The sequence below is a fragment of the Peptacetobacter hiranonis genome (assembly GCF_008151785.1).
Taxonomy (GTDB): domain Bacteria; phylum Bacillota; class Clostridia; order Peptostreptococcales; family Peptostreptococcaceae; genus Peptacetobacter; species Peptacetobacter hiranonis.
The window spans coordinates 676,040-701,643 of the sequence record NZ_CP036523.1 but is presented as its reverse complement, the minus strand read 5'-3'; the positions used below and the strand labels follow the sequence as shown (position 1 = coordinate 701,643).

General features: G+C 32.9%; 25 protein-coding genes. 2 read left to right on the top strand and 23 right to left on the bottom strand.

Features of this window, described 5'->3' with window-relative positions; translation table 11 throughout:
* The first annotated feature begins 305 nt into the window (after positions 1-305).
* Positions 306-728 (top strand): hypothetical protein, encoded by a 423-nt coding sequence (locus KGNDJEFE_RS03480; RefSeq protein WP_154915703.1) that lies wholly within the window; start codon positions 306-308, stop codon positions 726-728.
* 73 nt (positions 729-801) lie between these two features.
* Here KGNDJEFE_RS03480 and KGNDJEFE_RS03475 read toward each other — a convergent pair whose 3' ends face one another.
* The 23 genes from KGNDJEFE_RS03475 to murJ form a co-directional block, all read right to left on the bottom strand.
* Positions 802-1,938 (bottom strand): cell wall-binding repeat-containing protein, encoded by a 1,137-nt coding sequence (locus tag KGNDJEFE_RS03475; protein ID WP_050754650.1) that lies wholly within the window; start codon positions 1,936-1,938, stop codon positions 802-804.
* Positions 1,939-2,028: 90 nt separating this feature from the next.
* Positions 2,029-3,204: a cell wall-binding repeat-containing protein gene (locus tag KGNDJEFE_RS03470; RefSeq protein ID WP_006439831.1), complete on the bottom strand. Its 1,176-nt coding sequence runs from the start codon at positions 3,202-3,204 to the stop codon at positions 2,029-2,031.
* Between the two features lie 268 nt (positions 3,205-3,472).
* Complete coding sequence (gene secA, locus KGNDJEFE_RS03465) at positions 3,473-6,031, bottom strand: preprotein translocase subunit SecA (protein WP_006439830.1); 2,559 nt, start codon at positions 6,029-6,031, stop codon at positions 3,473-3,475.
* Positions 6,032-6,256: 225 nt separating this feature from the next.
* Positions 6,257-6,793 (bottom strand): hypothetical protein, encoded by a 537-nt coding sequence (locus KGNDJEFE_RS03460; RefSeq protein WP_006439829.1) that lies wholly within the window; start codon positions 6,791-6,793, stop codon positions 6,257-6,259.
* Between the two features lie 288 nt (positions 6,794-7,081).
* The gene (locus tag KGNDJEFE_RS03455) at positions 7,082-7,237 is read right to left on the bottom strand and encodes a YvrJ family protein (protein ID WP_006439828.1); all 156 of its coding nucleotides are present in this window, start codon (positions 7,235-7,237) and stop codon (positions 7,082-7,084) included.
* Between the two features lie 29 nt (positions 7,238-7,266).
* Positions 7,267-7,491: a DUF2922 domain-containing protein gene (locus tag KGNDJEFE_RS03450; RefSeq protein WP_006439827.1), complete on the bottom strand. Its 225-nt coding sequence runs from the start codon at positions 7,489-7,491 to the stop codon at positions 7,267-7,269.
* A gap of 288 nt (positions 7,492-7,779) precedes the next feature.
* The gene (locus KGNDJEFE_RS03445; RefSeq protein WP_006439826.1) at positions 7,780-8,007 is read right to left on the bottom strand and encodes a DUF1659 domain-containing protein; all 228 of its coding nucleotides are present in this window, start codon (positions 8,005-8,007) and stop codon (positions 7,780-7,782) included.
* Positions 8,008-8,380: 373 nt separating this feature from the next.
* Positions 8,381-10,045: a cell wall-binding repeat-containing protein gene (locus KGNDJEFE_RS03440; protein ID WP_006439825.1), complete on the bottom strand. Its 1,665-nt coding sequence runs from the start codon at positions 10,043-10,045 to the stop codon at positions 8,381-8,383.
* A 52-nt stretch (positions 10,046-10,097) separates the two neighbouring features.
* Complete coding sequence (locus KGNDJEFE_RS03435) at positions 10,098-12,185, bottom strand: sulfatase-like hydrolase/transferase (RefSeq protein ID WP_040410374.1); 2,088 nt, start codon at positions 12,183-12,185, stop codon at positions 10,098-10,100.
* A 403-nt stretch (positions 12,186-12,588) separates the two neighbouring features.
* Positions 12,589-13,506, bottom strand: a complete 918-nt coding sequence (locus tag KGNDJEFE_RS03430; protein ID WP_040410373.1) for a cell wall-binding repeat-containing protein — start codon at positions 13,504-13,506, stop codon at positions 12,589-12,591.
* A 73-nt stretch (positions 13,507-13,579) separates the two neighbouring features.
* On the bottom strand, positions 13,580-13,723 hold the full coding sequence (gene scfA / locus KGNDJEFE_RS03425) for a six-cysteine ranthipeptide SCIFF (RefSeq protein WP_071585583.1): 144 nt from the start codon (positions 13,721-13,723) through the stop codon (positions 13,580-13,582).
* 119 nt (positions 13,724-13,842) lie between these two features.
* Positions 13,843-13,992, bottom strand: a complete 150-nt coding sequence (locus tag KGNDJEFE_RS11690; protein ID WP_170239655.1) for a hypothetical protein — start codon at positions 13,990-13,992, stop codon at positions 13,843-13,845.
* 11 nt (positions 13,993-14,003) lie between these two features.
* Positions 14,004-14,327 (bottom strand): preprotein translocase subunit YajC, encoded by a 324-nt coding sequence (yajC, locus tag KGNDJEFE_RS03420; RefSeq protein WP_040410372.1) that lies wholly within the window; start codon positions 14,325-14,327, stop codon positions 14,004-14,006.
* 408 nt (positions 14,328-14,735) lie between these two features.
* Positions 14,736-15,857, bottom strand: a complete 1,122-nt coding sequence (gene tgt, locus KGNDJEFE_RS03415; RefSeq protein WP_006439820.1) for a tRNA guanosine(34) transglycosylase Tgt — start codon at positions 15,855-15,857, stop codon at positions 14,736-14,738.
* 46 nt (positions 15,858-15,903) lie between these two features.
* Entirely contained in the window at positions 15,904-16,440 is a 537-nt protein-coding gene (locus tag KGNDJEFE_RS03410; protein WP_006439819.1) for a phosphate-starvation-inducible PsiE family protein, read from the bottom strand.
* 22 nt (positions 16,441-16,462) lie between these two features.
* Positions 16,463-17,488 (bottom strand): tRNA preQ1(34) S-adenosylmethionine ribosyltransferase-isomerase QueA, encoded by a 1,026-nt coding sequence (gene queA / locus KGNDJEFE_RS03405; RefSeq protein WP_040410371.1) that lies wholly within the window; start codon positions 17,486-17,488, stop codon positions 16,463-16,465.
* 929 nt (positions 17,489-18,417) lie between these two features.
* Positions 18,418-19,434, bottom strand: a complete 1,017-nt coding sequence (gene ruvB / locus KGNDJEFE_RS03400) for a Holliday junction branch migration DNA helicase RuvB (RefSeq protein ID WP_040410370.1) — start codon at positions 19,432-19,434, stop codon at positions 18,418-18,420.
* Between the two features lie 52 nt (positions 19,435-19,486).
* Complete coding sequence (gene ruvA / locus KGNDJEFE_RS03395) at positions 19,487-20,089, bottom strand: Holliday junction branch migration protein RuvA (RefSeq protein WP_006439816.1); 603 nt, start codon at positions 20,087-20,089, stop codon at positions 19,487-19,489.
* A 45-nt stretch (positions 20,090-20,134) separates the two neighbouring features.
* A complete protein-coding gene (ruvC, locus tag KGNDJEFE_RS03390; RefSeq protein ID WP_006439815.1) occupies positions 20,135-20,638 on the bottom strand; it encodes a crossover junction endodeoxyribonuclease RuvC in 504 nt (167 codons plus the stop codon).
* A 164-nt stretch (positions 20,639-20,802) separates the two neighbouring features.
* On the bottom strand, positions 20,803-21,027 hold the full coding sequence (locus tag KGNDJEFE_RS03385; protein WP_040410369.1) for a hypothetical protein: 225 nt from the start codon (positions 21,025-21,027) through the stop codon (positions 20,803-20,805).
* Positions 21,014-21,244 (bottom strand): DUF3791 domain-containing protein, encoded by a 231-nt coding sequence (locus KGNDJEFE_RS03380; RefSeq protein WP_006439813.1) that lies wholly within the window; start codon positions 21,242-21,244, stop codon positions 21,014-21,016. The genes KGNDJEFE_RS03385 and KGNDJEFE_RS03380 overlap by 14 nt, the downstream gene beginning before the upstream one ends.
* Positions 21,245-21,537: 293 nt before the next feature.
* The gene (locus tag KGNDJEFE_RS03375; protein WP_006439812.1) at positions 21,538-22,500 is read right to left on the bottom strand and encodes a serine hydrolase domain-containing protein; all 963 of its coding nucleotides are present in this window, start codon (positions 22,498-22,500) and stop codon (positions 21,538-21,540) included.
* Positions 22,501-22,602: 102 nt separating this feature from the next.
* Positions 22,603-24,165, bottom strand: a complete 1,563-nt coding sequence (gene murJ, locus KGNDJEFE_RS03370; protein WP_006439811.1) for a murein biosynthesis integral membrane protein MurJ — start codon at positions 24,163-24,165, stop codon at positions 22,603-22,605.
* A gap of 370 nt (positions 24,166-24,535) precedes the next feature.
* Here murJ and KGNDJEFE_RS03365 point away from each other — a divergent pair, with 370 nt between their 5' ends.
* Positions 24,536-24,913: a desulfoferrodoxin family protein gene (locus KGNDJEFE_RS03365; RefSeq protein ID WP_006439810.1), complete on the top strand. Its 378-nt coding sequence runs from the start codon at positions 24,536-24,538 to the stop codon at positions 24,911-24,913.
* Positions 24,914-25,604 lie beyond the last annotated feature (691 nt).

Here is a 25,604-nt window from a genome sequence, read left to right as displayed (position 1 = left end):
TTAAAAAAGTCAAGAAAGCCGGCTTTTTTAGCTGGTTTTCTTGACTTGCAACAAAATAAATAATATTATGTTTTAAAGGGCGTTAGCCATTTATTCATAAATTATTTTAAGTCTATTATACTACCTAACGGTAGTTTAAGCCATAGAGGGCTTATTTACAGAAAAAATTCTATATACCCAATTATCTTTCTAATAAGTTAAATAGGTACATGTATGATAATAATAATTGTATAGCTTATTCATCTTTTTCAAATTCAGTACGTAACAAAGTTAGGTTAATGCTTGTTAGAAATAAATTTTTTTCTTTGAAAGATACTTTAAATGGTGTAAATTTTCATCTTGAAAACTTTAGTCCTGTATTAAGTTTACAATATGATTATATAAATTTAGATGAATCTACAAGAAGAGAAATTAATAATATAAAATATGCTTTAGAAAATGATTTTGATGTGCTTGAGGATAGGAGAAAATCACGTGAAGAAAGATGTGCACTAGATCCTAATTATGCTTCTAATGACTTTTATGAAGACGAAGAGTACGATGCACGACTTATAATGAGTATTGATTTACTTGATTATTTAAATAGCTCAGTTTTTGATGATGAGCATGAGCTATTGTCAAAAGGTAATTTTTGTTCTCATTCTAAGTTTGATTCTTTGCTTTATTGTCTAGATTCTATTATTGATACTTTTAACGACTATATAGATAGTATTTTCTATAATGATTAAAAAATAGCACCTATATACAAATAGTATATAGGTGCTAAGTTTATTTTATGTTATTTCATTTTATTTGTTTCTTTTATTCATATATATTTAATACAACAGGCTGTTTTAATTCTTTTCCGTTGCTTAGTTTTACAACAAGAGTTACATTATAAGTACCCATTTTGTTTGCGTCATATTCTCCAACTATCTGGATTTTGTCACTTATGTCTTTTCCGTCTACATCTCCTGCATGTGCATAGAAGTCTTCATAAGTTATGTTAGATCCTTTTAATCTCATTAAGTCAGGTCTTTCTGCTCTTATGTATCCTTTGTCTTCTAGGTTTTCTCCTGCAAGTACAGAATCAAGTACGTCCTGTTTCATTCCTCCAACCTGTATTAGTGATCCTCTATTTCTTAATACAGCTTTGTCAGAGTTTTTAGATACAAATGCTATACCGTCGTTTTTAGCTAGTGAAGAAGCTGTTAATGCGTCTACTAGTCCATCACCTTTAGTGAAGTACATTGTTCCAGATTTTTTGTAGAAGTATTTTATTACTTCTGCATTTGTTTCGTATCTGTTTTCTCCAGCTATTCTTTCTCCGTCAACTTCTAGTTCTAAGTCTGCAGATACTGCTTTTTCTCCACCTATTACGTATAGATATACATCTGGATCTATTGGCATTGTTTTACCATCAGTTAGTATTATAGGAGCTTTATCTCTAGCTGCTACTGCTGCTACTGACATTGCATCTGCTTCACCAGTGAATCCATTTACTACGAATCCTGCTGTTCCAGCACCTTTTACTAATTTTGCTACTTCTACAGAAGTTGCTATTCTGTCTTTACCTTCTACTCTTATTATTTCTTTGCCAGCTAGTTTAGCTTCTACTTTTTCACTTATAGCTTTTTTACCACCTATTATGTAGACTTTTTTAACTTTTTCTAGTCTTTTTTCAGTAGCTGCTGGTAGGTTGTCTTTGCTTGTTAGTAGTATTGGAGCATTTTCTTTACCAGCTAGTGATGATGCAGATAGTCCGTCTGCTAAGCTTTTGTCTGAGTTTACTAGTATAGCAGTTTCATAATCTCCCATTTTGTCTGCTATCATAGCTGCTGTTTCGTATCTGTTTGCACCTGCTATTTTTTCATGAGTTGCTGCAGATACTGGAGCTATAGAAGTTCCTAATAATACTGCACATAGTGCTAATGCGCTTGCTTTCTTTTTAAAGTTCATAATAACTACCTCCATATTTTTGTTTTTTGTAATATTATTTATATTAATTTTTATTACAATCTATATTTAAATTTTATCTCTATTTTATATTTATTCCTCTGTTGCAAATACTTCAACAAATATATTTTTTTCTAATTTTTTACCATTACTTAGTTCAACTACTAATTTTCCGTTGTAATCTCCAGGAACTTTAGGATTTACTCCAACCATCTGTACTTTATGGCTTATGTCTGTTCCGTCTATATCTGTTGCAACTGCGTCAAATGTAGCAGGTCCTATCATTTCCCCTACTGGTATAGCTACCCCATCATGTTCTATTCTTAGTGAGCTTTTATCCTCTGTTGTTTCACCTTTGAATATTTCTTTTATTATAGAGTCTTTTACTCCTCCAACCTGTACTAATGTAGATCTATCTTTTAAAAATTCTTTATCTGATTTTTCAGATACGAATACTACACCATTGTTTTTAGCTAGTGGAGCTACTGTTAATGCGTCTACTAGTTTAGTTCCTTCTGTGAAGTATAGTTTAGATGTTCTTGGGTAGAATTTTCTAAGAATCATATCATTTGTACCATATCTATTTTCTGCACCTATAGTATCAAATATTGCTTCACCATTTACTTTATCTAGATGTTCGTCTAAATAAATATCTATTTCATATGATATTATTTCTGGTCCACCTATTACATAGTGGTATGCATCCTTCTTAACATCACTTATTGTTTTGCCATTAGTTAATATTATTGGAGCTTTTTCTCTAGCTGCTACTGCTGCAACTGACATTGCATCTGCTTCACCTTTTATTCCATTAACAACAAATGCTTTTTTATAATCTCCTAATAATTCTGCCACTCTTTTAGAAGTATCTATTCTGTCTTTTCCCTCTATTCTGACTATTTCTTTGCCAGCTAGTTTAGATTCTACTTCTTTACCTATAGCTTTTTCTCCACCTATTATATAAACTTTCTTAACCTGTTCTAATCTTTTAGCTGTTGCTTCAGGTAGTTTGTTCTGTTTAGCTAATAGTATTGGAGCATTTTCTTTACCTGATAGTGATGATGCTGATAATCCATCTGATAAACTCTTATCTGAGTTTACTAATATAGCAGTTTCATAATCTCCCATTTTATCTGCTATCATAGCTGCCGTTTCATATCTGTCTTTCCCTACTAGCTTTTCATGAGTTGCTGCAGATACTGGTGCTACTGTAGTACCTAATAATACTGCACATAATGCTAATGCGCTTGCTTTCTTTCTAAAGTTCATAACAAATAACCCCCGTTTTGTATTTTTAGGAAAATGTCCCTATATTTAATATAGCACTCTTTTATTTTCGTGTAAACACATATAGTTTTTTTGTATATATTAGTATAGTAAATATGAATATTTATGCAACATATAAAAAGGCACAAATGCAAGCGCCTCACAACTTATAAATGTGTTACATAAAAGTGTGAGGCGCTGAAGCCTGGAGAGCAACAGCTGTGGAAATAAAAAAGGACTACCGCAAATATTTGCGATAGCCCAATGATATTTATTCTTTAATTTTCCATTCTCCAGATTCATCTTGTTCTGCATCTATACCTAATTCCTCAAGTACTTTAGCATATTCTTCATCACTTAGTGAATTTAGATACTCAGCAAGTGCCTCCACCTGAGCTTCATCAGGCTCAACCACCTGAGTATATTCCTCAGCACTAACAGTCTGGATATTATCCATATCTATCTCTTTCTGACCTAGAGCTTCTCTAGCAAAACCAAATAGATATTTTAAAGTATCTCTTCTGATATTCATATTCATTTCGTCGTACATTCTACCAGCTTCAACAGTATATTCTTTAACTGGGTCCTTCTGTGCAGAAGCCTGAAGTCCTATACCCTGTCTCATCTGATCCATTAAATCTATGTGGTATGTCCAATAGTTGTCGACAACAGTTAGAAGTGTTTCTCTTTCTTCTGCTTTAACAGCGTCTTCACCTATTAACATCTTTTTAAGATTGTAGATGTTTTCCACTATTGCATAAGTCTGGTTAGCTATAGCTTCTGGAGATAGCTCAGCCCAGCCAGGTATGATAAGTGTGTTATATGGTACGAATTCGTTGTATAAGTGAGCAACATATCTTACGAAATCTCTATTTTTACCTCTTAGGTATGTTTCTGTAGCAAACATTATTCTTTCTTTTATCATATTCTGTATTTCTTCAGATATGTCTGCATTATCAAGTACTTTATCTCTTTCTGCATATACAACTTTTCTCTGTTCGTTGATAACGTCGTCGTATTCAAGTACCTGTTTTCTTGTCTGGAAGTTTTTACCTTCTATTGTTTTCTGTGCTTTTTCTACAGTTTTTGTAAGCTGTTTACTTTCCATACCACCATGTTCGTCTGGAGTTATTTTTTTAGAAAGTTTTTCTATAGTCTTACCACCGTATAGTTTTATTATTTCGTCTTCTACACTGACGAAGAATCTTGATTTACCAGGATCTCCCTGACGTCCAGAACGTCCTCTAAGCTGGTTATCTATACGTCTTGATTCGTGTCTTTCTGTACCGATTACGTAAAGTCCACCTGCTTCTCTTACTTTCTGAGCTTCTTCTTTATCTCCGGCACCAAGTTTTATGTCTGTACCTCTACCAGCCATGTTAGTTGCTATTGTTATAGCTCCTAGTTTACCAGCTTCAGATACGATGTCTGCTTCTTCTTTGTCCTGTTTAGCATTAAGCACTTTGTGCTGTATTCCCTGTTTTTTAAGTAGTTCTGATAGTTCTTCAGATTTTTCAACAGATACAGTACCAACTAGTATTGGCTGTCCTGTCATATGAGCTTCTTTTATTTCTTCAACAACTGCTGCGTATTTCTGTTTTTCTGTTTTAAATATTCTATCGTGTAAGTCTGCTCTTAGTACTGGTTTGTTTGTAGGTATCTGAACAACGTTCATGTGGTATATTGATTCAAATTCCTGTTCTTCTGTTTTAGCAGTACCTGTCATTCCTGATAATTTTTCATATAGTCTGAAGAAGTTCTGGAATGTTACAGTAGCCATTGTTCTTGATTCACCTTTTATTTCAACGCCTTCTTTAGCTTCAACAGCTTCGTGAAGTCCATCTGTGAATCTTCTTCCCTGCATTACCCTTCCTGTAAATTCATCGACTATTAGTATTTCTCCATCTCTTACAACGTATTCTACGTCTAAGTCCATCATTTTGTGTGCTCTAAGAGCCTGGTTTATAGCGTGGAATATTTCCATGTTTTCTATGTGAGTTATGTTTTCTATTCCGTAGAATTTTTCTGCTTTTTTTATACCAGATTCTGTGAAAGCTATTGTGTTTTCTTTTTTGTCTTTGTCGTAGTCTTCTGGTTTTATTGTTTTTAGGAATGCATTGGCAACTTTGTATATTTCTGTTCCCTCTGCTCCCTGACCAGCTATTATAAGTGGTGTTCTAGCTTCGTCTATTAATATAGAGTCAACCTCATCGACTATAGCAAATTTAAGTTTTTTCTGTACTTTTTCTTCGTTGCTTTTAGCCATGTTATCTCTTAAGTAGTCAAAACCAAATTCGTTGTTTGTTCCATATATTATGTCAGCTTCGTACTGAGCTTTTCTTTCTTCGTGAGTCTGATCAGCTATTATTACCCCTGTTGTTAGTCCTAAGAAGTTGTATACCTGTCCCATTTCTTCAAGGTCACGCTGTGCAAGGTAATCGTTGACAGTTACAACGTGTACCCCTTCTCCAGTTAGACCATTCAGGTAAACTGGTGCTACGGCAACTAGTGTTTTACCTTCCCCAGTTTTCATCTCAGCTATTTTTCCCTGGTGAAGTACTATCCCACCTATTAGCTGCACTCTGTACTGTCTCATTCCAAGTACTCTCCAAGAAGCTTCTCTTGCTACAGCAAATGCTTCTACTAATATGTCGTCTAGTGTTTCTCCGTTTGCTAGTCTTTCTTTAAATATGTTTGTCATATTTTTAAGTTCATCGTCGCTCATTGCTTTGAATCTTTCTTCTTGAGCATCTATCTTATCTACTATTGTGTTAATTTTTCTTATTTCTGCTTCGTCTGATTTGCTAAGTATTCTGTCTAATATTGACATTAATATTTCCCCCTTTTGAAACGTGCTATTTTTATTATATTATACTTGTCCTTTTCTGTATATAGCTCAATTCAAAAAAAATGCATAAAAAAGACATAACATTTTTACAGAAATTACACCTTTCTTCAGTAAATTTGTTATGTCCTTTTGATAAAGTTAGTTTTAACTTTTGCTTGTTTGTTTGTCTATTTTAATTGTGTTTTGATTGGTTAGTTGTTTGAGCTGCTAGTTTTGTTTTTTTCTTTCTTTTAACCGCTTGTTCATTTGATATTTTCTTTCATCTGCTACATATCTTCTAACTGTGCTTTCACTTAACCCAAATACATAAGTTGTTTTTTTAATATCTGAGCCGTATCCTAGGTACACGTCGTATACGTACGCTCTTCTTTTTCTTTCAATTAGTTTTTCATGCTGTGGCAGATAAAGCGTTGTTCCCCCATATAAAAATACTAGCTTAACATAGTTATTAAATCCAATTAATTTTACTATGTCTAATCCATTAGGAGATAAGTCCTCCTTTTCGAATTTTAGTTTTTTTAAAGCTCTTCTGTGTTTTAGTTTTTCTGCTCTTAATTTTTCCATTTTCTTTTGAGCTTCCTCATTCTCAAACTCTAACTCCTCAAAAATCCCCTCATCATAGTTTAAATCCTCTTCAGCGAATTCCTCAAATTCTTCTACTTCCCCTTTTTCCTCGATTTCGCTTTCTTCAACATCATTGTCCTTGATGCTGTTCTGATTCTTCTGATCATTTTTCTTGCTCATACTATATACACTCCCTTTACATTAATATAATTCCCCTCTATTTTTTATGCTTCTTTAAAAAATAAAGTTAATAAAAAAACAACAGTTTCATAATACGAAACCCTTTTAAAATTTAATTATTTTAGTAAGAATTATTCGTAGCCTTAAACCCGGATGTTAATCCGGGCTTTTGGGAAACTGTTGTCACATATACTATATTATATTTTTACATATTTTTAAAGCCTTTTTTACAAATTTTCAAAATTTTCTTAATCAATTTTGTATTTTTGACTTTTTTTATTTTTTTGCTTATCTTTTTTGAGCTGCACTCTCGATTATTTTCGAAAGTCCGTTGATACTTTCTGATAGTGTACTCAGTTTATTTTCTATCCTTATCAGTAAGAATATTGATACGGCTATAGGAAAACCGACGTTTGCTATCATGTTCCGTAATTCAACTTCCATAATAATCACCTGCTTATTGTCCGACGAGATTATATTACTAAGTCGTGAACTGTTTCGTCAGTAGTTATTATTTTTGCTTCTGATGTTGTGGCTACTTCTGAGTCGTTTACTAAAAAGATTTTTTTAGATACTACTAAGTCCATTGCGTTTTTTATTTCCTGTTCCTGTACACCATCTTTTGGCCCATCTAAAGATATAGTAAATGCTTTTCCATTGGCTGTTTTAAATTTCATTGCTAGTCTTTTTCTTATCATAGTTTTTCAATCTCCTTTTCTTAACTTTTTATTTTTTTAGTTTTTGTTTTTTAGTTTTTATTCTTTTGTTTTTAGTTTTTTATTTTGCAATCTGTTTATAGATTTTTAATCTGGTAGCTTGGCTGCTCAACTGGCAGCCGCTACCTTTTTTTAGTTTGGATTGATTCAATCCATTTTGTTTTAATTTAGTCTGGTTTAGTTTGATTTTGATTTTACTTTGGTTTAATTTTGCTTTTCAGTTTAAGCTTTTGATTTAGGTTTTCGGTTTAGGTTTACCCAATCCACTTCCTACATACTTTTTTCTAAATCAGCTTCATCCACTTTTGCTATTACATCAGCTTTTGTTTCTAAAAGATCTGATAGTGCTTTACCTACTGCGTAAACATCTTCTTTAGTTGCATCGGCTTTGACATTTTTAATATCTTTGCGTTTGTACTTTATATCCCCTCCTGATGTTTCACCTACTGCAAATTTCAGTCTTAAAACTGATACCTTACTTGATTCTGTAACTGCCATTCTAGTTACCTCCTTTAAAATTTATTCAGGCTTCTCTCTTGCCTGTGATTAAAGTATAAAACACCAGCATGTCATCCATCAAAAACACTCTATCACTTTCTATTCTCTTAGAAAAAATGCCCAGCATTTCCAACACTTACAGCAAAAAAAGAAAATAAAAAAAAGAGGATAAAATCCCCTTTCGTCCACCTCTTCTTTACTAGACCCTTAATTCCATATGATAAAAGGTGTGAGCTAATAATTTCAGGAAAATGTCATCTTTTGTTTGAGATAATAGCAAACCGACCTCGACAATGCAACTCGATTGCCTGGAGAGGAGGTTGCTATTATTCAACAAAAGATTTTTTCTAAAATTATGCTCACACCTTTTTACCTATGGAGTAAGGAAGTCTGTAAAGAATCCATATACTCCTTGTGATTTGTATTTGTTCAGTTCTTTTGAGTCATTTATTGTGTTCATATACAATGTTATTCCTCTAGATTTACATTTTTCCACCAAAGATGATGTTAAGAATCTATAGTCAATTGTAAGAACTTTTATTCCATTCATTGCGCAGAAATTTGTTATCTTATTTTCATCTATGCTACTCATAGTATAGCAAGTAAATGATGCAGATTTGAAATTATATATATTCATTATCTCATTGTATAGTTCTTCTCTATATATCTGAGGTATCATTCTATCTAATATTTCTGGGCTAGCTTCTTCTACAATTTTTTTGTAAAGTTTTCTAACCTTGTCATTCTCAGCCTGTTTTAAGTCTATAATCATATATATGTCTGGATATTCTGTCATGTAATAAATTATATCCTTAAATGTCATCGTATCGTATTTACCATAAGGCTTCATACGTTTAAATTCCTCTAATGTCGGTTTTTTTGTGGCGTATTTTTCTGGTAGTCCCATTTCTTTTAAGCTAACTTTATCAAATGAATGCCAAGCTATTAGTTCATCATCACTTGATAAATCTAAGTCTACTTCAAATACTCTAAACCCTTTGTTGTAGTTGTGTTCAAGAGCCTGTGGTGAGTTTGTATATGTTTTTCCACCTACTCCTCCCAATGCATGAGCTACGTATTTGTATTTTGTCCAATTATAGCTAAATTTATTAAATCCACCAGAATATCCTATAGCTTTAGAAATAGTACTGTCTGATATATGTCCTATTGCAGTCATTTTCTGAGCATTTTTTAATACAAGTGGATCAAACCTATAATCTACTAGTGCTATAGGTCTATCTGTACTTATTGAACTAGCTATTGTCGCTATAGCGTAGTCTGATGTATCAACTATATTGAAAGCGTTTGGATTTGAGTAGAATTTTTCTACAAGTTTCTGGTTAGTTATAAATCTATTGCTTCCACTTATTCTATCCGTACTATTTAGTCCATTTTTTACAGAGTCTTTTACCACAGTAGTTCCACCTACTATATATCTTGCAGATGCATCATTTGCAATTTCTTTTAAATTATTTTTTAAGCTACTTCCGTTAGTTAAAAGTATAGGAGCTTTATCTCTATATGCTACTGGAGATGCAGTTACTACGTCGGCTTCTCCCTTTACACCATTTGCAATAAATACTTTACCAAGTGTACCTTCTGCATTTAGTACTTCTTTGGCAACATTGTATGAAGTTTCATATCTATCACTTCCACCTATTCTAGTTACTTTTTTGCCTATTTTTTCTAAATCGCCCTCAACTGATTTAGATATAGCATTTTCACTTCCTATTAGGTAGATGTCTGTTACTTTGTCTAGTTTTGATTTTGTTTCTGAAGGAATACTATTTTTACTTGTAAGTAGTATCACGCCATTTTTACAACCAGCTAATGCCGCAGCACTAAGTCCATCGGCTGCACTATTGTCCATATTTACTAATATTATAGACGAAAATTTTCTCTCTTCAGCTATTTTTACTGCTGTTTCATAATTGTTTTTCCCCTGAATTCTACTCAGCTTTTCTAATGCGCTAATTGGGGTTATAGTGGATAGTAGCATTATAGCTGACAACGTGAGCGTTACTATTTTTTTTCTCATAATTTTTCTCCTTTACATTATTTTTAGATTGGGTTTAATTTTAGTTTTTGAATTATTTTATTTTAAATTCTGGTGTACTACTAAGCTCGGCATCATGATCTCCAAGCTGCTTAACTACTATGATATCACCCTTCTTTAACTCTCCATTTAGTTTGGCAGTAAGTTTTCCTGGGCTTTCCATTGTAGTTTCTAATAGTTTTTCATTTAGATATACAAAGCTTCTTGCCGTGAAATTCTGTCCCTCAACAGTTAGTGTTTCACCTTTAGCTTTTACAGAATTTATTTTTATATCGTCTATTCCCATTTTTATGGTATTTTTCTTCTGTATTTCATTGTCTTTTAGGTAGTATTTTTCACCAAATAGTATATCATACTCTACAAGCTGCACTTTTTTTAGGTAATCTTTGTCATTTCTTAGGTATGCATGTACTTTTTCTATAGGTCCGTATTCCACTCCACCTAGTTTTAATAATTCTGTACCCGCCTGGAATGCATCAGTTATTGCATTTTCTTCTTTTGGAATATCAAATGTCGCAAAATATGTGTATGGAGATTCGTATCTGTTTAGATATTCTTCACCATCATATAAATAATCTAGTTTTGGCATATGATCTCCGTAGTATAAAACTATTGTATCTTCACCAGTTTCTTTCTTTCTCTGAAGCAGCATATCGTCAAACTGTTTTATAAATTCGTCCATTTCTCTTATCTGCTCACAGTAGTAGTAAAGCTGATTTTTGTATTTATCTTCTATGTTACCAGTTATTTTACAAGGATAATCTTCATCAACTTTTTCTGTAGGATAGTTTGAGTGTCCCTGTACAGATACTGTTGTTATGAAGTCTTTTCCTTTTGTTGAGTCTAGAGCTTTTTTCATATAATCAGTTAAGATATAGTCTTTCGGCCAATCAAGTGCTGTATATTCTAGACCGTTCATATATTCAACAGATGTGAATGTATCATATCCTAAATTTTTAAACCCTTTGTTTCTATTATAGAAGTTCCCCTTAAAATTATGCAGTGCATGAGCTGTAAATCCTTGATTTTTCAATGCTGTTGCCATTGAGTTTGAAGTTTTTTCTTTTACTATTGATGTGTATGGTATTTCACCACTTAATAAGTTATCAAAGTTTTGCCCTGATATTACTTCAAATTCTGTTCTCGCTGTTGCCCCACCAGTAGTAGGTACATTCATGTAACCACTAGTGTTCTTTTCTGCTAATTTTCTAAAGTTTGGTATTGGGTCTATACTAAGGTTTACGTTTGGTATTTTTGTAGGATCCATAAATCCTTCAAGCTGAACTATTACAACATTAGGAACATCTTTTCCAGTTTTTATTGTTCTTTTGTCCTCAGCTGCCTTTTTATCAACTTCTTCTCTTATTTTTGCTATAGCTTCTTTGCTATATCCTTCTGGTGGTTTTCTTAGATATCCAAAATACGAGTCTAAGATTGAATATAAAAATCCGTTTAGTTCATATGTAGCCTGGACATCCCAACCTATGTTATGTATTATACCTGTTTTCTTTATAGGACCTATACTCACTGCAAATACTAATATCGAAAGCATCCACGCAATTATGTTACTTATTCCATTAAATCTTTTGCTTTTCTTATCTAATTTCCACATAATAATTAATCCAGCTATGAATAGTATTATCACTATAGCTGCTATAATTATCATTTTTTTATTAATAAATCTCGATGCTATACTAAGCCCATCCTGAAGCGCATACAAGTCCATAAACGCTACTGGCATCCCTCTAAATTCCAATATCATCCTGCTAACCACTGCCAATCCGATGAATAGGAATGAAATAAGCCACAATACTGCCTTCTTGTGCTTTACAAAGAATATTATCCCTGTTATGCCAAGTATTAATAATATATTTATAACTGTTGCGTAAGTGTTATCTTTTAAGAACACTTCTACTTTTTCTATTCTTGACCTTCTAGATAAATACTCCATCACGAAGAATAGTATAAGAGATACTACAACCCAAAGAGTAAAATCTTTTAGTGAGTCTTTTGTTATAAATTTTATTTTTTTAGGTTTGTTTTTATTGGAATTATCTAAATTATTTTTATTATTTATGCTATTATTTTCATTTACCACTTCTTTTGTATCGTTATTTTCCATTGCACCCTCCTTTATGAATTTATCGTCATATTTTATTATTTTTAATATTGTTAACAAATTTGTAACTTTTTAAACATAAGTATAACACAACTTTCTGTTATTTGTCTATTTTAATTGACTGCTAGATTCATATAGGTTAGTATTTAAATTAATCTAGTCACTTACATTTCACTTACATTTTTTGTCAAAAATATACTGTCATATTGTTATAAGCATAGTGACAGTTTGTCATGTTGCATTGGGACAAGTTGTCATATTGCATTGGGACAGATTGTACCAACCAATACCAATATATACAACAACATATACACATATTTATAACAACAACTAGGGGCTGGCATAAAAAAAGAGCCTTTATGTTTCTCGTAGAAACTTTTAGGCTCTTATTAGCTATATATTATTTTTACTGAGCTGCTTTTTTACAGCTTTCTATTGTGGCTTTATCTATTCCACCAAGAGCAGTCATCTTCTGAGCACCTTTTAATACACTCTTATCAGAGTTTTTATTAACTAAAACTATAGGAGAGTATTTTGTTATTGGAGATGCAGCCAATGCATCCACTAACTGATCAGATTTACTTAGATAATAAGATGCTACGTTTTTGTAGAATGTGTTTATTATCTTCTTATTTGTTTCAAATCTATTTTTTCCACCAACTCTTGTCGCACCTACTGATTCTACAAGGCTTTCGTCCATTACCCCCTGTAGTCCAATAGCGTATCTGTTAGGTATACTGTTAACTATTTTTTTCGCATCTGCAGATATTGTCTTTCCATCAGTAAGGATTACAGGTGCTGAATCTCTAGCTGCAACAGAAGAAATACTCATCGCATCTGCTTCCCCTTTTGTACCATTTACGATAAATGTTTCTGAAGCTCCACCTTTAACTCTTTTTACCTCATTTCCAACATTTACAGATGTTTCATATCTATTTTTTCCACCGATTCTACTTACTATGAACCCAGATTTTTTTAATCTATCCTCAATATTTTTACTTATTGCATTTTCAGATCCAATTATATAAATCTTATTTGTACATTCTAATCTAAGCTCTACATCTGCTGGAATTTCATTTTGCTTAACTAATAAAATTGGCGCATTTGCTGCACCAGCAAGAGCACTCGCACTAAGTCCATCTGCTATACTCTTTGTAGAATTCACCAAAATAGCAGTTGTATAATTTTGCTTATCTGCAATTAACGCAGATGTTTGATATCTATTGTTCCCCTTTATCTCTACAAATGTCAACGCAGATGCAGAAGACACTGTCATAGATACAACTAACATCGCTGATAATATTGTTGATAATAACTTTTTCAAACTAAATTCCCCCCTTTTTTATACAAAAAACGGACAGCAAATAACTGTCCGATTTTCTTTTATTAAGAATTTATTATCTTTCGCATTCCTGGTTAGCAACTGTACAAGATGTTTTACATGCTGACTGACAAGAAGTCTGGCATTCTCCACATCCACCTTTAGATGCACTGTTTTTTAAAGTAGCTTTTGATAAAGTTTTTATATGTTTTTTTGACATTTCAAAGTCCTCCATTCATAGTATTATTTCTAATTATAACATACATACCTATACTTTTCCAATAACTAACACCTCTTTTTTTAGATAAATAACCAAAAAATAACAAAATAATTAATCATCTAAAGAATAATCACATATTTTAAAACACTTAAAAAATCCTCTACCTTCTTTGTATATTCTACGATTCCATCCACCTTGTATAAAATACTTTTTATTATGAAGGGGCTTTTCAAAGCATTAAAAAAGGGACTTCTTAAAAGCCCCTTCATAATAAAAAATATTAATTTTCTTCTTTTTCTTTAGCTGGATCAGCTATTTCGTGTTTAACTTCTTTCTTTTCTGTAACAGTTCCTATAGCCCATTTTTCAAATGGCATCTTAGTTCTGTTTGGTCCAACTTCAAGTACAACTCTTTCTTCTTCAACTTTTGCAACTGTAGCGCAAAGTCCACCTATAGTAACAACTTTATCACCTACATTTATAGAGTCTCTCATTTCTTTAAGCTCTTTATCTTTTTTCTTCTGTGGTCTTATTAATAAGAAGTAGAATACACCAAATACTACTACCCATAAAACCACACTCATAATTAACTGCTGTGCTGGCATAATTAATCTCTCCTTTTGAAATACTATATTCCCTTTCTCCAAAGGTCTAAAGAATATTATAACGCATTTATATACATATATCAAATACAGAAACACAATAAATCATAACAAAAAAAACAATCTGCCTAACTCCCCTAATACCACCTTCCAAAACCATTCACCAAAGATAAATCTCCCCACGTACTCTGAACAGTTTATGTACGAATTATAATTTAAGAAATGTCTGCTTCTATGATTTTGTAGTAGCCTTTTTTAAGACGTAAGCACAAGTAGCTCGCACCGACAATTCTGCAAGCGCCCCATAACATTGAAATGTGTTACATAAATGGATGGGGCGCTGAAGCCTGGAGAGCGAATACTTGTGTTACGTCAAAGGGCTACTACAAAATCTGCAGCAGCCCTTTCTTTTTATAATTCGTATCCATATTTTGTGAAGAACTCTTCTCTAAAATCAAGAAGTCTATCTTCTCTTATTGCCTGTCTTATGTTTTCCATTAATTTTAATAAGAAATGTAAGTTGTGAGTAGTTATTAATCTCGCACCTAACATCTCATTAGTTTTTATAAGATGTCTTATATAAGCTTTAGTGTAATTTCTGCAAGTATAACAATCACATTCAGGATCAAGTGGAGTAAAATCTTCTGCATAAGTCGCATTTCTAACAACAACTTTTCCCTGACTTGTCATTGCAGTACCATTTCTCGCAATTCTTGTAGGTAGAACACAGTCAAACATATCCACCCCTCTTATTACACCTTCGATTAAATCATCAGGACTTCCAACACCCATTAAATATCTTGGTTTGTCCACTGGCATAAATGGAGTAGTGTGTTCTAATATGTCGTACATCATTGGTTTTGGCTCACCAACACTTAATCCACCTATTGCGTAACCTGGTAAATCTATTGCAGTTATTTCTTTTGCTGACTGCTCTCTTAAATCCTTGTACATTCCACCCTGGATTATTCCAAATAGTGCCTGTTTTTCAGGATTTTTGTGAGCTTCTTTACATCTTTCTAACCATCTAGTAGTTCTTTCTAAAGAATTTTTAACGTATTCTCTACTAGCTGGATATGGAGCACATTCATCAAATGCCATCATTATATCTGAACCAAGTGCATTCTGTATTTCCATAGCTTTTTCAGGAGTTAAGAAATGTTTAGAACCATCTAAGTGTGATCTAAATTCTACCCCTTCTTCAGAAATTTTTCTAAGTGGTCCAAGTGAGAATACCTGGAATCCACCACTGTCTGTTAATATTGGTTTATCCCAGTGCATGAATTCGTGAAGTCCTCCAGCTTTTTTCACTAATTCGTGACCTGGTCTTAAGTATAAATGATATGTATTTGATAGGATTATCTGTGATCCTATTTCTTTTAATTCTTCTGGTGTCATTGATTTTACTGTTGCCTGAGTTCCAACTGGCATGAATATTGGAGTTTCTATATCGCCATGTGGAGTGTGAAGCACACCTAATCTCGCACCACTCTGTTTACAAGTTTTTATTAATTCATAAGTTACTGCGTACATTTTCTCATCCTTTCTTCTTATTTTTTTGAGTTTCTATTTCTAATTCCTAGTTTTCTTCAATTTTTTCGTTTTCTTCGTTTTTCTGACAAGTGCACACGTGATTTTTGTCTTTTCTGTTTCTGCAGAATATAGGAAGCGCCTTACAAACAAAGTCAACTTTGTGTTCATCTAAGGTCTTTTGATCCTCGTCATTCTTACTCTCATCAATCAAGTACTTCTTGATTATGAATAGTCCCGCTATTGCTATCACTCCTAATAATATCTCTAACATACCCTCTTTTTTAGGAATTAACAGCATTTTTCTTGCAATCGCATAAAGAAGTGCTTCGATTAACGCTCCTGGCAAGTGCAATGAAAGCATTACAACCAGCTCAACTCCGATTACTAAAAGCAGTATCTGCCCTAGCATGTCGTTTAACTGCTCATACTGAATTATATTTTCAAAGTGAACTATATACGTATCCCAGATAAGTCTTAGAACGTCTATTGTTCCCAAAAATACGGCAATTAATACAACCGCCGCAAGAATTTTTTCGAATACAAATGCCGTATTCAAGATAAATCCATTCTTTTTGTGCTTCAAAATCCTCAACCCCTAGTTTAATTTATTTTATAAACATTGCATCCCCGAAACTGAAGAATCTATATCTTTCTTTTATAGCTTCGTTGTATGCATTTAGCACGTGCTCTCTTCCACATAATGCACTTACTAGCATTATTAATGTAGATTCTGGTAAGTGGAAATTAGTAATTAAGTTGTCTAACACCTTGAATTTGTACCCTGGATAGATGAATATATTTGTCCATCCACTCTTTGCTGTCATGTGTCCGTCTTCTTCGGCAGCAGATTCTATTGTTCTACAACTTGTAGTTCCAACGCATATTACTCTATTTCCGTTTTCTTTTGCTTTGTTTATCTTGTCTGCAGCTTCCTGAGTAACCATGTAGAACTCTGAATGCATTTCATGGTTTAGTACATCGTCAACTTTTACAGGTCTAAATGTTCCAAGCCCAACGTGTAATGTTACAAATGCTATGTCTACACCCATTTCCTTTATTTCTTCTAATAATTCATTTGTGAAATGTAGCCCTGCAGTTGGTGCCGCAGCAGATCCATTGTGTTTAGAATAAACTGTCTGATATCTTTCTTTTTCCTCTAATTTTTCTGTTATGTATGGAGGAAGTGGCATATTTCCTAATTCGTCTAATATTTCCTCAAATATTCCGTCGTAGTGGAATTTTATAATTCTCGCACCTTCATCAGCCATTCCAACTACTTCACCGATTAACTTTCCTCCACCAAATGAGAACTTAGTCCCTATCTTTGCTCTCTTTCCTGGCTTAACTAGTGACTCCCAAGTGTCGTCTGTGTTTCTCTTTAAAAGTAAAAACTCTATCTTTCCACCTGTGTCCACCTTTTCACCTATTAATCTCGCAGGTATTACTCTAGTATCATTTAAAACTAGACAATCACCCGGTTTAAGATATTCTTTGATATCTCTAAAAATTTTATGTTCAATCTCTCCAGTTTCCTTATCTAACACCATAAGTCTTGATGCAGATCTATCTTCTATTGGAGTCTGAGCAATTAATTCCTGTGGTAAATCAAAATTAAAATCGCTTGTCTTCAAAGCTCTCTCTTCCTTTCTTATAATCATTTTTTATAGTTCATCTGGTATATAACCCGATGTTGTTATTTGACATTTTATTTTTGCATACTCTTTTTATGATAACAAAAAAACAAATTTTTTTCCATATATATTTACAAATTGAGTTTCTTTAAAATTTATCAACTAAACTTTTGTTGAATATTTTTTTACAGGTAAATTTTTCTTTATGTGCAAGTATTTTCAATATTTAGAAGATGTTTTTTTCTGAAATTTTAAAAACTTTCTTCTATTAATATATTAGATTTTGTTTTGGAATTATTTTTCTTTTAGGAGTGGTAATTTTGGACAAAAAAATAGAGCCCTATGGCTCTCGTCATCCCCTTACGGGGAACAATTTTATAAATCCTACCCTCTGAAACCATTGATATCACTAGGCTAAAAATACGATTATCGAGCATGCAAGCGTTTTTACACTTTTAACCTCAAAAAACATTGATTTTCTCTTCAAACTTCTCTAAAAACGTTGACATATCAACATCGAGCATGAAACATTAGAAAAATAAGCAAAATCATAAAAAACTTTAAACAAATTAATCTAACATCAATCTCTATAATATAATTATACTATCTAAAAAAACAAATATCAACTCAAAATACAAACAACTCAATTATTCAAATCCGCTTCTATATAAAACTAAAGGAGACTACACATATTATAACCCAGCAACAATGCAGCTCAACTACTTGAAACTAGGTACTATATGTAGCCTCTCATTAACATTTAAAATTTTACCGAAGATATACTTCTAGTACTTTTTAGCTAAGTACAAACTTTCTCAATTATTCTATAGTTTGAGAAAATAATTAAAGGGAATGTAGCTATCTCATACTATGCGACAATGCAGCTTGACTGCCTGGAGCACGTATGAGATAGTACATTCCCCTTCTTTCTATTCCTCACCTATAGGATAATTGAGATGTTTGTACGCTTTTGGCATTGCCATTCTTCCTCTCGCACCTCTGTTTATGAATCCCAATTGTATTAGATACGGTTCATATACGTCTTCTATTGTATTTCTATCCTCACCTATAGAAGCAGCAAGTGTATCCAGTCCAACTGGCCCTCCACCAAACTTCTCGATGATTGTTTTTAAAAGAGTTTCATCTACATAGTCAAGCCCAAGAGAATCCACACCAAGTAGCTCTAGTGCATCTTTTGCTACATCTTCTGTGATATCTCCATTTGCTCTGACCTGAGCATAATCTCTAACCCTTTTTAATAATCTATTTGCAATTCTCGGTGTTCCACGTGATCTTCTAGCAATCTCTGCTGCAGATTTATCATCTATACCAGCACCTAAAAGTCCAGACGATCTCTTAACTATCTGAGCAAGTTCGTCATTTGTGTAGTAGTCTAGCTTGCAAATCACTCCAAATCTATCTCTAAGTGGATTTGTAAGCATACCTGGTCTAGTAGTCGCTCCAATTAGAGTGAATTTAGGTAAATCAAGTCTTATACTTCTAGCTGATGGCCCTTTACCGATTATAATATCCAAGCAAAAATCCTCCATCGCAGGATAAAGAACTTCCTCAACACTTCTGTTTATTCTGTGAATTTCGTCTATGAATAAAACATCATTCTCTTCTAAATTTGTTAGTATCGCAGCTAAATCCCCAGCCTTTTCTATTGCAGGACCAGATGTTATCCTTAAATTAACGCCCATTTCATTGGCAATTATTCCCGCTAATGTAGTCTTTCCAAGACCTGGAGGTCCATATAAAAGTACGTGATCTAGCTGTTCATTTCTACTTCTGGCTGCCTCAATAAAAATACTAAGCTGCTCTTTTGACTTTTCCTGACCTAAATACTCATCAAGTGTTTTAGGTCTTAAATTATTCTCAATTTCCACATCGTCCATCTGCATAGTAGACGTTATAATTCTATTTTCATCGAAATCTTCTAGCATTTCCTCGTCAATTTCTCCCTTCTCTACCTCACAATCCAAACTTTACTTTAGATTATTTGATAGGATTTTTCATTAAATATGTAAGTGATTTTCTGATAATTTCCTCTGTTTCCATACCTGGTTTCTTAGTTTTCTTGACAGCTTCTTTTGCTTCAGCCTGTGTGTAACCAAGTGCTATCAATGCATCCACAGATTCGTCTATTGAAATAGCTGCTGGCTGAGCTTCTAATAAAGTCGGCTCAAACTCAATCTGTGTCTTATCTATCTTATCTTTTAATTCTAATATAATTCTTTCCGCAGTTTTCTTTCCAACTCCTGGTGCCTTAGATATTTTGGCTATATCTTCACTTAAAATATACGCTCCAAGCTGTTTTGGTGTTGCAAATGAAAGAATTGAAAGCCCAACTTTTGGACCTATTTTTGATATTGAAGTCAGCATATCAAACATATTTCTCTCTTCTTCAGAGTGGAATCCACATAAAAACATCTCGTCCTCTCTGACTATCAGCTTAGTAAATACCTTAGCTTTTTCGCCGACCTGATACTGAGCTGCTGTATTTGAAGACACCAAAATACTGTACCCTATATCGTTATTATCTATAGTAATACTGTCAAAACCTATTTCCTCGATAGTTCCCTTAATGTATCTATACATAATTTTTTCCTTTCTATAATCATACTTTCTTATAACTATTTCTTATTATAATCCCTGAATATTTCTCAAAGTTTTATCCAATTTATTTGCATGGGCGTGACATATAGCAATTGCAAGTGCATCGGCGACATCATCAGGTTTTGGTACTTTTTTAAGCTTTAAAAATGAAGTAACACTCTTCTGCACCCGGACTTTATCAGCTCTACCATATCCACAAACTCCCTGCTTAATCTGAGGTGGTGTGTACTCGTAAATTGGAACATTATTGTGAGCACACGCAAGAAGAGTAACCCCCCTAGCTTGAGCAACAGTAATCGCAGTCTTTACGTTCTTGTTGAAGAACAGCTCCTCGATTCCAACCTCATCTATATCATAACTCTTTATAATCGTATCAACTCCCTTGTACACCATCTCTAGCCTAGTAGTCAAATCTGTGTGCGCTGGAGTAGTAATCGCACCATAGTCGATAACTCTAAAATTATTTCCCTTGTATTCAATAACCCCGTATCCTACAATTGCGATACCCGGGTCAATTCCTAAAATAATCAAAACAAAAATCCTCTCTCTTTTAGTTTATATGGACCGATCTGTAAACAGAATCGTCCAAATTTATCAAACATATGTACTATTATATCATACAAACAGAAAAAAATAAAATCGTTCAAACTTTTGATATCATCAAAAAAGACACTCAAAATAAAATGAGTGCCTACTTATTTATTTGCAATTTTCTTATTATTATATTCTTCCTTCAACTCTTCTGCCAACCAACTATCAGACATACAATGAATATCAGATATCCCATTTTTCATTAAAAAATATAAATCAGAATGATAGAATATTCTAAGTGCATCATTTTCAGAAACACCAGTAATTCTTGAAAACTCCATTATAACTCTTGCGTATTTCATATTTAATAAAGTTTTATTTGCTAACATATTCATCACATCCACTTTTCTCTAATTGTTCTACTAAGTCCTCAACAATCCAAACCTTACCTTGAGTATGTAAAATATCATAAAATTTTAAAATATACCCTTCTATAAGTTCGTTTTCATCAAGCAAATCAAAAACTTTAACTGAGTCCTCATTTATATAATTAGCCAAATTCTCCACGCAATATACAACAAAATCCATTTCCTTTTCATTTATCATAATAAATCACGTCCTTTTATAATCTCTATATAAAAATTATATCACAAAACCTACAACATACTTAAGATTTCCTAGCTAGATAAAAGCGTAATAAAAAATAGGAAGACTATATCTACCTCTAGCGACTCCCCGAAGATTTCTGAGCTAGATAGAAACGTAATAAAAAAGGAAGAATCTATATATGTCGTACGACAATCTACAGACGCTTTCAACATTTGCTATTCGAACGGAGTTCGAAAAAAGCAAAGAAAGCGTCGAAGCCTGGAGTAGACATATATAGTTCTTCCTCTTCCCTATTTACGATTCTTTACTAACTCAGTAATCTTCTCTAGTCCTATCTTCGCAGCATTTATTTCTCCTTTATTCGGATAATTTGAAAGTACAACCACACCTTTCTTGCTGTGTTTCTCAAAACCTATAAAGCAGTCAAAATTATCAGTACTTCCATCGTGCCAGATAATCTTAGTATCGTCGTTGATTACCCAACCAAGCCCCATATCGTACTTACCTTTAGAAATAGTATAATACTTCTTATGTCCTAAAGTTAAATACTCTGGATCACACTCGATATTTTCCTGAACAAACTTCATCATATCATTCACTGTAGATACTAGACCAGATGTAGCTGCATACACCTCGTCCCCATTCCACTTCCAACACTTACCTATCTCAGTATCTCCTGTATAGCCAGTATTTTCAAGACCTAGCTCCTCTACAGTTTCCTCTATAATCGTCTTAATATCCTTATCATATATCTTAGATAACACTTCTCCCATAACTGCTCCACCAAAATGAGAGTACACCCATTCACGATGCTTAGCATTTGGTTTGAAATTTTCTATATCATTTAATATATCATTTTCCTTATATCCACAATATGGATTATCCTTGCTAAATAGCGCATTCTTCATTTCCTTTCTAGTTATATGCTTAGGATATGAATTTCCGTATCTAGCAGTGTGAGTTGCAAGCTGCTCTATTGTTGGATTGTGACTTATATTTTCGTCTAATATAGTACCTATCTTGTCACTTGGACTAACTTTTCCTTCGCTAATTGCCTGACATAGCTTAGCCATCATAATACTTTTAGTAAGAGATCCTATCTCGTATCTATGCTGTTGCTTAGTTATTTGAGCACCTTTATGACCGTAAACTTTGTAGTCCATTTCCCCATTGTCTATAGTTCCAACCGTAAGAACTAAATTAGATGTGCCCCTTGCACTCGCATAATTTTTTATAAGGTTATCTGATATCATATTAAACCCTCCAATTTTCCTCTTTATATAATCTTATCTTCTTTACTCTCTTATACTACTCTATTCATATTTTACTCTTTTTCCACAAATTTATCCATACATCTATCTATTGCTTATCTTTGAAACAATCTGTTTAGATTTACTTTTGAATATATCTAAAAGCATCTCAACCTCGTCCACCTTCATAAGGTGAATTGCTCCTCCATACACGACAACACCAGACATCACAGACGCAAACAGAACTTTTATAAGGTGTTTTGTTCCATGAATACCGCTGATTGTAAGGAATTTATACACAAAATACACCACAACACCCATAATAGCCGCCGAAATTACAGATTTTATTGTGGTAATTATTATCTTGTCTTGCCCGAAGTATTTTATCTTCTTTTTCAAGCTCATAAACAATAATAATATACATATTGTCGCTGAAATACTTGTCGCAAATGCAAGACCACAATGTCCCATGAATTTTATAAATACTAAGTTCATACAAATATTCATAAACATTGCAATCATTCCGTTTCTCATAGGTGTTTTAGTATCTCCAAATGAGTAGAATACATTTCCAAGTATGTTTCTAAGCCCTGAAGCAGGTAGTCCTAGTGCGTAGTATGAAAGTGCCGCAGCTGTTAATAGTGTTGCACTGTGGTCAAACTTACCTCTTTCAAACGCAAGCTGCACTATTGGAATTGAAAGCACCATTATTCCAACTGCTATAGGAATCATAAGAACTATTACCACATTCACACTCTTTCTAATTATGCCTGTAGCTGCCTTGCTATTTCCTTCGCTTGATAGCTTGGATAATAGCGGGTACACAACAGACTGAATACTTGAGATAAACACACCTATTACAAATGTATTTAAAATAGATGCATCGTTTAACACAGTAATTATCCCGTCTCCAAGTGTAGATGCCAATGTTCTATCGACAACCGTATTTAGCTGATTTACCCCAACTCCGATAAACACTGGTATTACAAGTATTAACGTCTTTTTTATGTATTTGTCCTTTAAATCTATGTAGAATTTGTACCTATATCCGTCGTGATACGAAACTGGCACCTGGAATAAGAATTGACTCGCCATCGCAATTAATGTAAATATCGGCATTAGTCTAATATCGTATTTTGCACTTAGGTAAATACCTATAATAATTATTATATTAAATGGTATACCTGTGATGCTAGGCACGATAAATTTTGAGTTGATATTCATTAGGCATGTCATTATATTACTAAGCCCTATAAACACCATCCCCCATATCATTATCCTCGTAAACTCTGAAGCCAGCTTCAGTTTTTCTCCAGAATAGCTCATTGCAAATATTTTTACTAGCTCGTCAGAAAATATATACCCAATTACGGATAATAATAAGCTGACAACAACTATCATATTGAATATATTATTTACAAACTTATCTGTCCCTTCCTTGCCCAGATCTTTTTCCACTGTGTAGTACATCGGAATAAATGTCGTCGCAAGCGCACTCCCTATCGTTGAAAATATAACCGTCGGAATATTCATCGATGTTATAAACGCATCGGTAACCATTCCTGCACCATGGACAGATACCAGTATAGTTTCTCTGGCAAATCCAAAAATTTTCGAAACCATGGTAACTATGAAAAGTCCCATAGTAGCTTTTGCCACCTTACTCATAATTTTCCTCCTGATTTTTATATATACACAAGAATACTCTCTCTTAATTATTTTGTATACACTTTCAAAGGATTTTTCTATTATATTTCATATGATTTATACTTTTGTATTTATTATCGGTTTTTTTTGAGTATATATTAAATTATACACCTTTGAAATTTTGTTTTTTATATTTTTTTCAAAATTTTTTGCTTTTTTTACTTTTATATGTTTAAATATGACTTTAACGGGTAATTATATTAATAAGTGATTGAGTAAGATGAGAAAAATTTTCGATGAGAAATTTAATCAATCCTATTATTACTAAGGTAAGAATCAAATTAAAATAAAAAATACGACACAAAGTGTCAATTATTAGGAGGAATTTAAAATGACAAAATTCTATTTATGTGAAAGATGTAAAAATTTAGTTGAGGTAGTATATGAAACTCCAGTACCATTAATGTGCTGTGGACAGAAAATGACAGAACTAGTTCCAAATACAGTAGATGCAGCTACAGAAAAACACGTTCCAGAAGTAACAGTTGAAGGAAATGTAGTAAAAGCTCAGGTTGGTTCAGTAGAACATCCAATGGAAGAAAAACACTACATAATGTTCATACTTCTTGAAACAGATCAGGGTGTACGTAGAAAAGACCTTAAACCAGGTGAAAAACCAGTTGCTGAATTCGCTTTACTTGAAGGTGAAAAACCAGTTGCTGTATACGAATACTGTAACTTACACGGATTATGGAAAAAAGAATTATAAGAAATATAGGGTGTTGCAATAATTGCAACACCCTTTTTTATTGTATAAATGGTTATAAGTTTACTACTTATTAGGAAGTGGAATAATCAAAATTTGCCAATTCTTTGCTAATATGCGAAGCATATGAGATATAGAAAGACTCCTCTCCAGCTTCGACGTGTGTACAAGTAATTTGTTCTGTTGTCAATAAAATACACGTCTCCAGATTGTCGAGTTCGTCTTTTCTATATAACTCATATGCTACATACTAACAATACCATTGGCAAATTTTGATTAAACCAACTTCTTAAAAGTTAGTAAACTTATAACAGCTTATATAATAAAAAAACTTTGTTGCAAAATTATTGCTAATACCCATATATTTTTATAATTTGAAGAATGAATGGTACTGTTAATTGTGATTATATTTTTAAACATTAAATTAGATCTATGTTTATTTTTAAGCTTCTATTCTATTTTGATAAGCAGTTTTCTTTAATATTATAATCTGATATAAATTTAGTATATTGTAAAAGAATGGTTTAAATTAAAATTTGATAAAAGTATTGATGGTATGTAGCATATGAGTTATATAGACAAAACTCTTTCGACAATCTGGAGACGCGTATTTTAACCACAACAGAATTATTTTTTGCTCACGCGTCGAAGCTGGAGAAAAGTTTGTCTATATCTCATATGCTTTGCATAGTAA

What these genes read in the sequence shown, in the direction of transcription:
- KGNDJEFE_RS03475 (WP_050754650.1), bottom strand. Translation starts at nt 1,938, where the DNA reads ATGAACTTTAAAAAGAAAGCAAGCGCATTAGCACTATGTGCAGTATTA.
- KGNDJEFE_RS03470 (WP_006439831.1), bottom strand. Translation starts at nt 3,204, where the DNA reads ATGAACTTTAGAAAGAAAGCAAGCGCATTAGCATTATGTGCAGTATTA.
- secA (WP_006439830.1), bottom strand. Translation starts at nt 6,031, where the DNA reads ATGTCAATATTAGACAGAATACTTAGCAAATCAGACGAAGCAGAAATA.
- KGNDJEFE_RS03460 (WP_006439829.1), bottom strand. Translation starts at nt 6,793, where the DNA reads ATGAGCAAGAAAAATGATCAGAAGAATCAGAACAGCATCAAGGACAAT.
- KGNDJEFE_RS03455 (WP_006439828.1), bottom strand. Translation starts at nt 7,237, where the DNA reads ATGGAAGTTGAATTACGGAACATGATAGCAAACGTCGGTTTTCCTATA.
- KGNDJEFE_RS03450 (WP_006439827.1), bottom strand. Translation starts at nt 7,491, where the DNA reads ATGATAAGAAAAAGACTAGCAATGAAATTTAAAACAGCCAATGGAAAA.
- KGNDJEFE_RS03445 (WP_006439826.1), bottom strand. Translation starts at nt 8,007, where the DNA reads ATGGCAGTTACAGAATCAAGTAAGGTATCAGTTTTAAGACTGAAATTT.
- KGNDJEFE_RS03440 (WP_006439825.1), bottom strand. Translation starts at nt 10,045, where the DNA reads ATGAGAAAAAAAATAGTAACGCTCACGTTGTCAGCTATAATGCTACTA.
- KGNDJEFE_RS03435 (WP_040410374.1), bottom strand. Translation starts at nt 12,185, where the DNA reads ATGGAAAATAACGATACAAAAGAAGTGGTAAATGAAAATAATAGCATA.
- scfA (WP_071585583.1), bottom strand. Translation starts at nt 13,723, where the DNA reads ATGTCAAAAAAACATATAAAAACTTTATCAAAAGCTACTTTAAAAAAC.
- KGNDJEFE_RS11690 (WP_170239655.1), bottom strand. Translation starts at nt 13,992, where the DNA reads ATGAAGGGGCTTTTAAGAAGTCCCTTTTTTAATGCTTTGAAAAGCCCC.
- yajC (WP_040410372.1), bottom strand. Translation starts at nt 14,327, where the DNA reads ATGCCAGCACAGCAGTTAATTATGAGTGTGGTTTTATGGGTAGTAGTA.
- tgt (WP_006439820.1), bottom strand. Translation starts at nt 15,857, where the DNA reads ATGTACGCAGTAACTTATGAATTAATAAAAACTTGTAAACAGAGTGGT.
- ruvB (WP_040410370.1), bottom strand. Translation starts at nt 19,434, where the DNA reads ATGCTAGAAGATTTCGATGAAAATAGAATTATAACGTCTACTATGCAG.
- ruvA (WP_006439816.1), bottom strand. Translation starts at nt 20,089, where the DNA reads ATGTATAGATACATTAAGGGAACTATCGAGGAAATAGGTTTTGACAGT.
- KGNDJEFE_RS03385 (WP_040410369.1), bottom strand. Translation starts at nt 21,027, where the DNA reads ATGTTAGCAAATAAAACTTTATTAAATATGAAATACGCAAGAGTTATA.
- KGNDJEFE_RS03380 (WP_006439813.1), bottom strand. Translation starts at nt 21,244, where the DNA reads ATGATAAATGAAAAGGAAATGGATTTTGTTGTATATTGCGTGGAGAAT.
- KGNDJEFE_RS03375 (WP_006439812.1), bottom strand. Translation starts at nt 22,500, where the DNA reads ATGATATCAGATAACCTTATAAAAAATTATGCGAGTGCAAGGGGCACA.
- murJ (WP_006439811.1), bottom strand. Translation starts at nt 24,165, where the DNA reads ATGAGTAAGGTGGCAAAAGCTACTATGGGACTTTTCATAGTTACCATG.
- KGNDJEFE_RS03365 (WP_006439810.1), top strand. Translation starts at nt 24,536, where the DNA reads ATGACAAAATTCTATTTATGTGAAAGATGTAAAAATTTAGTTGAGGTA.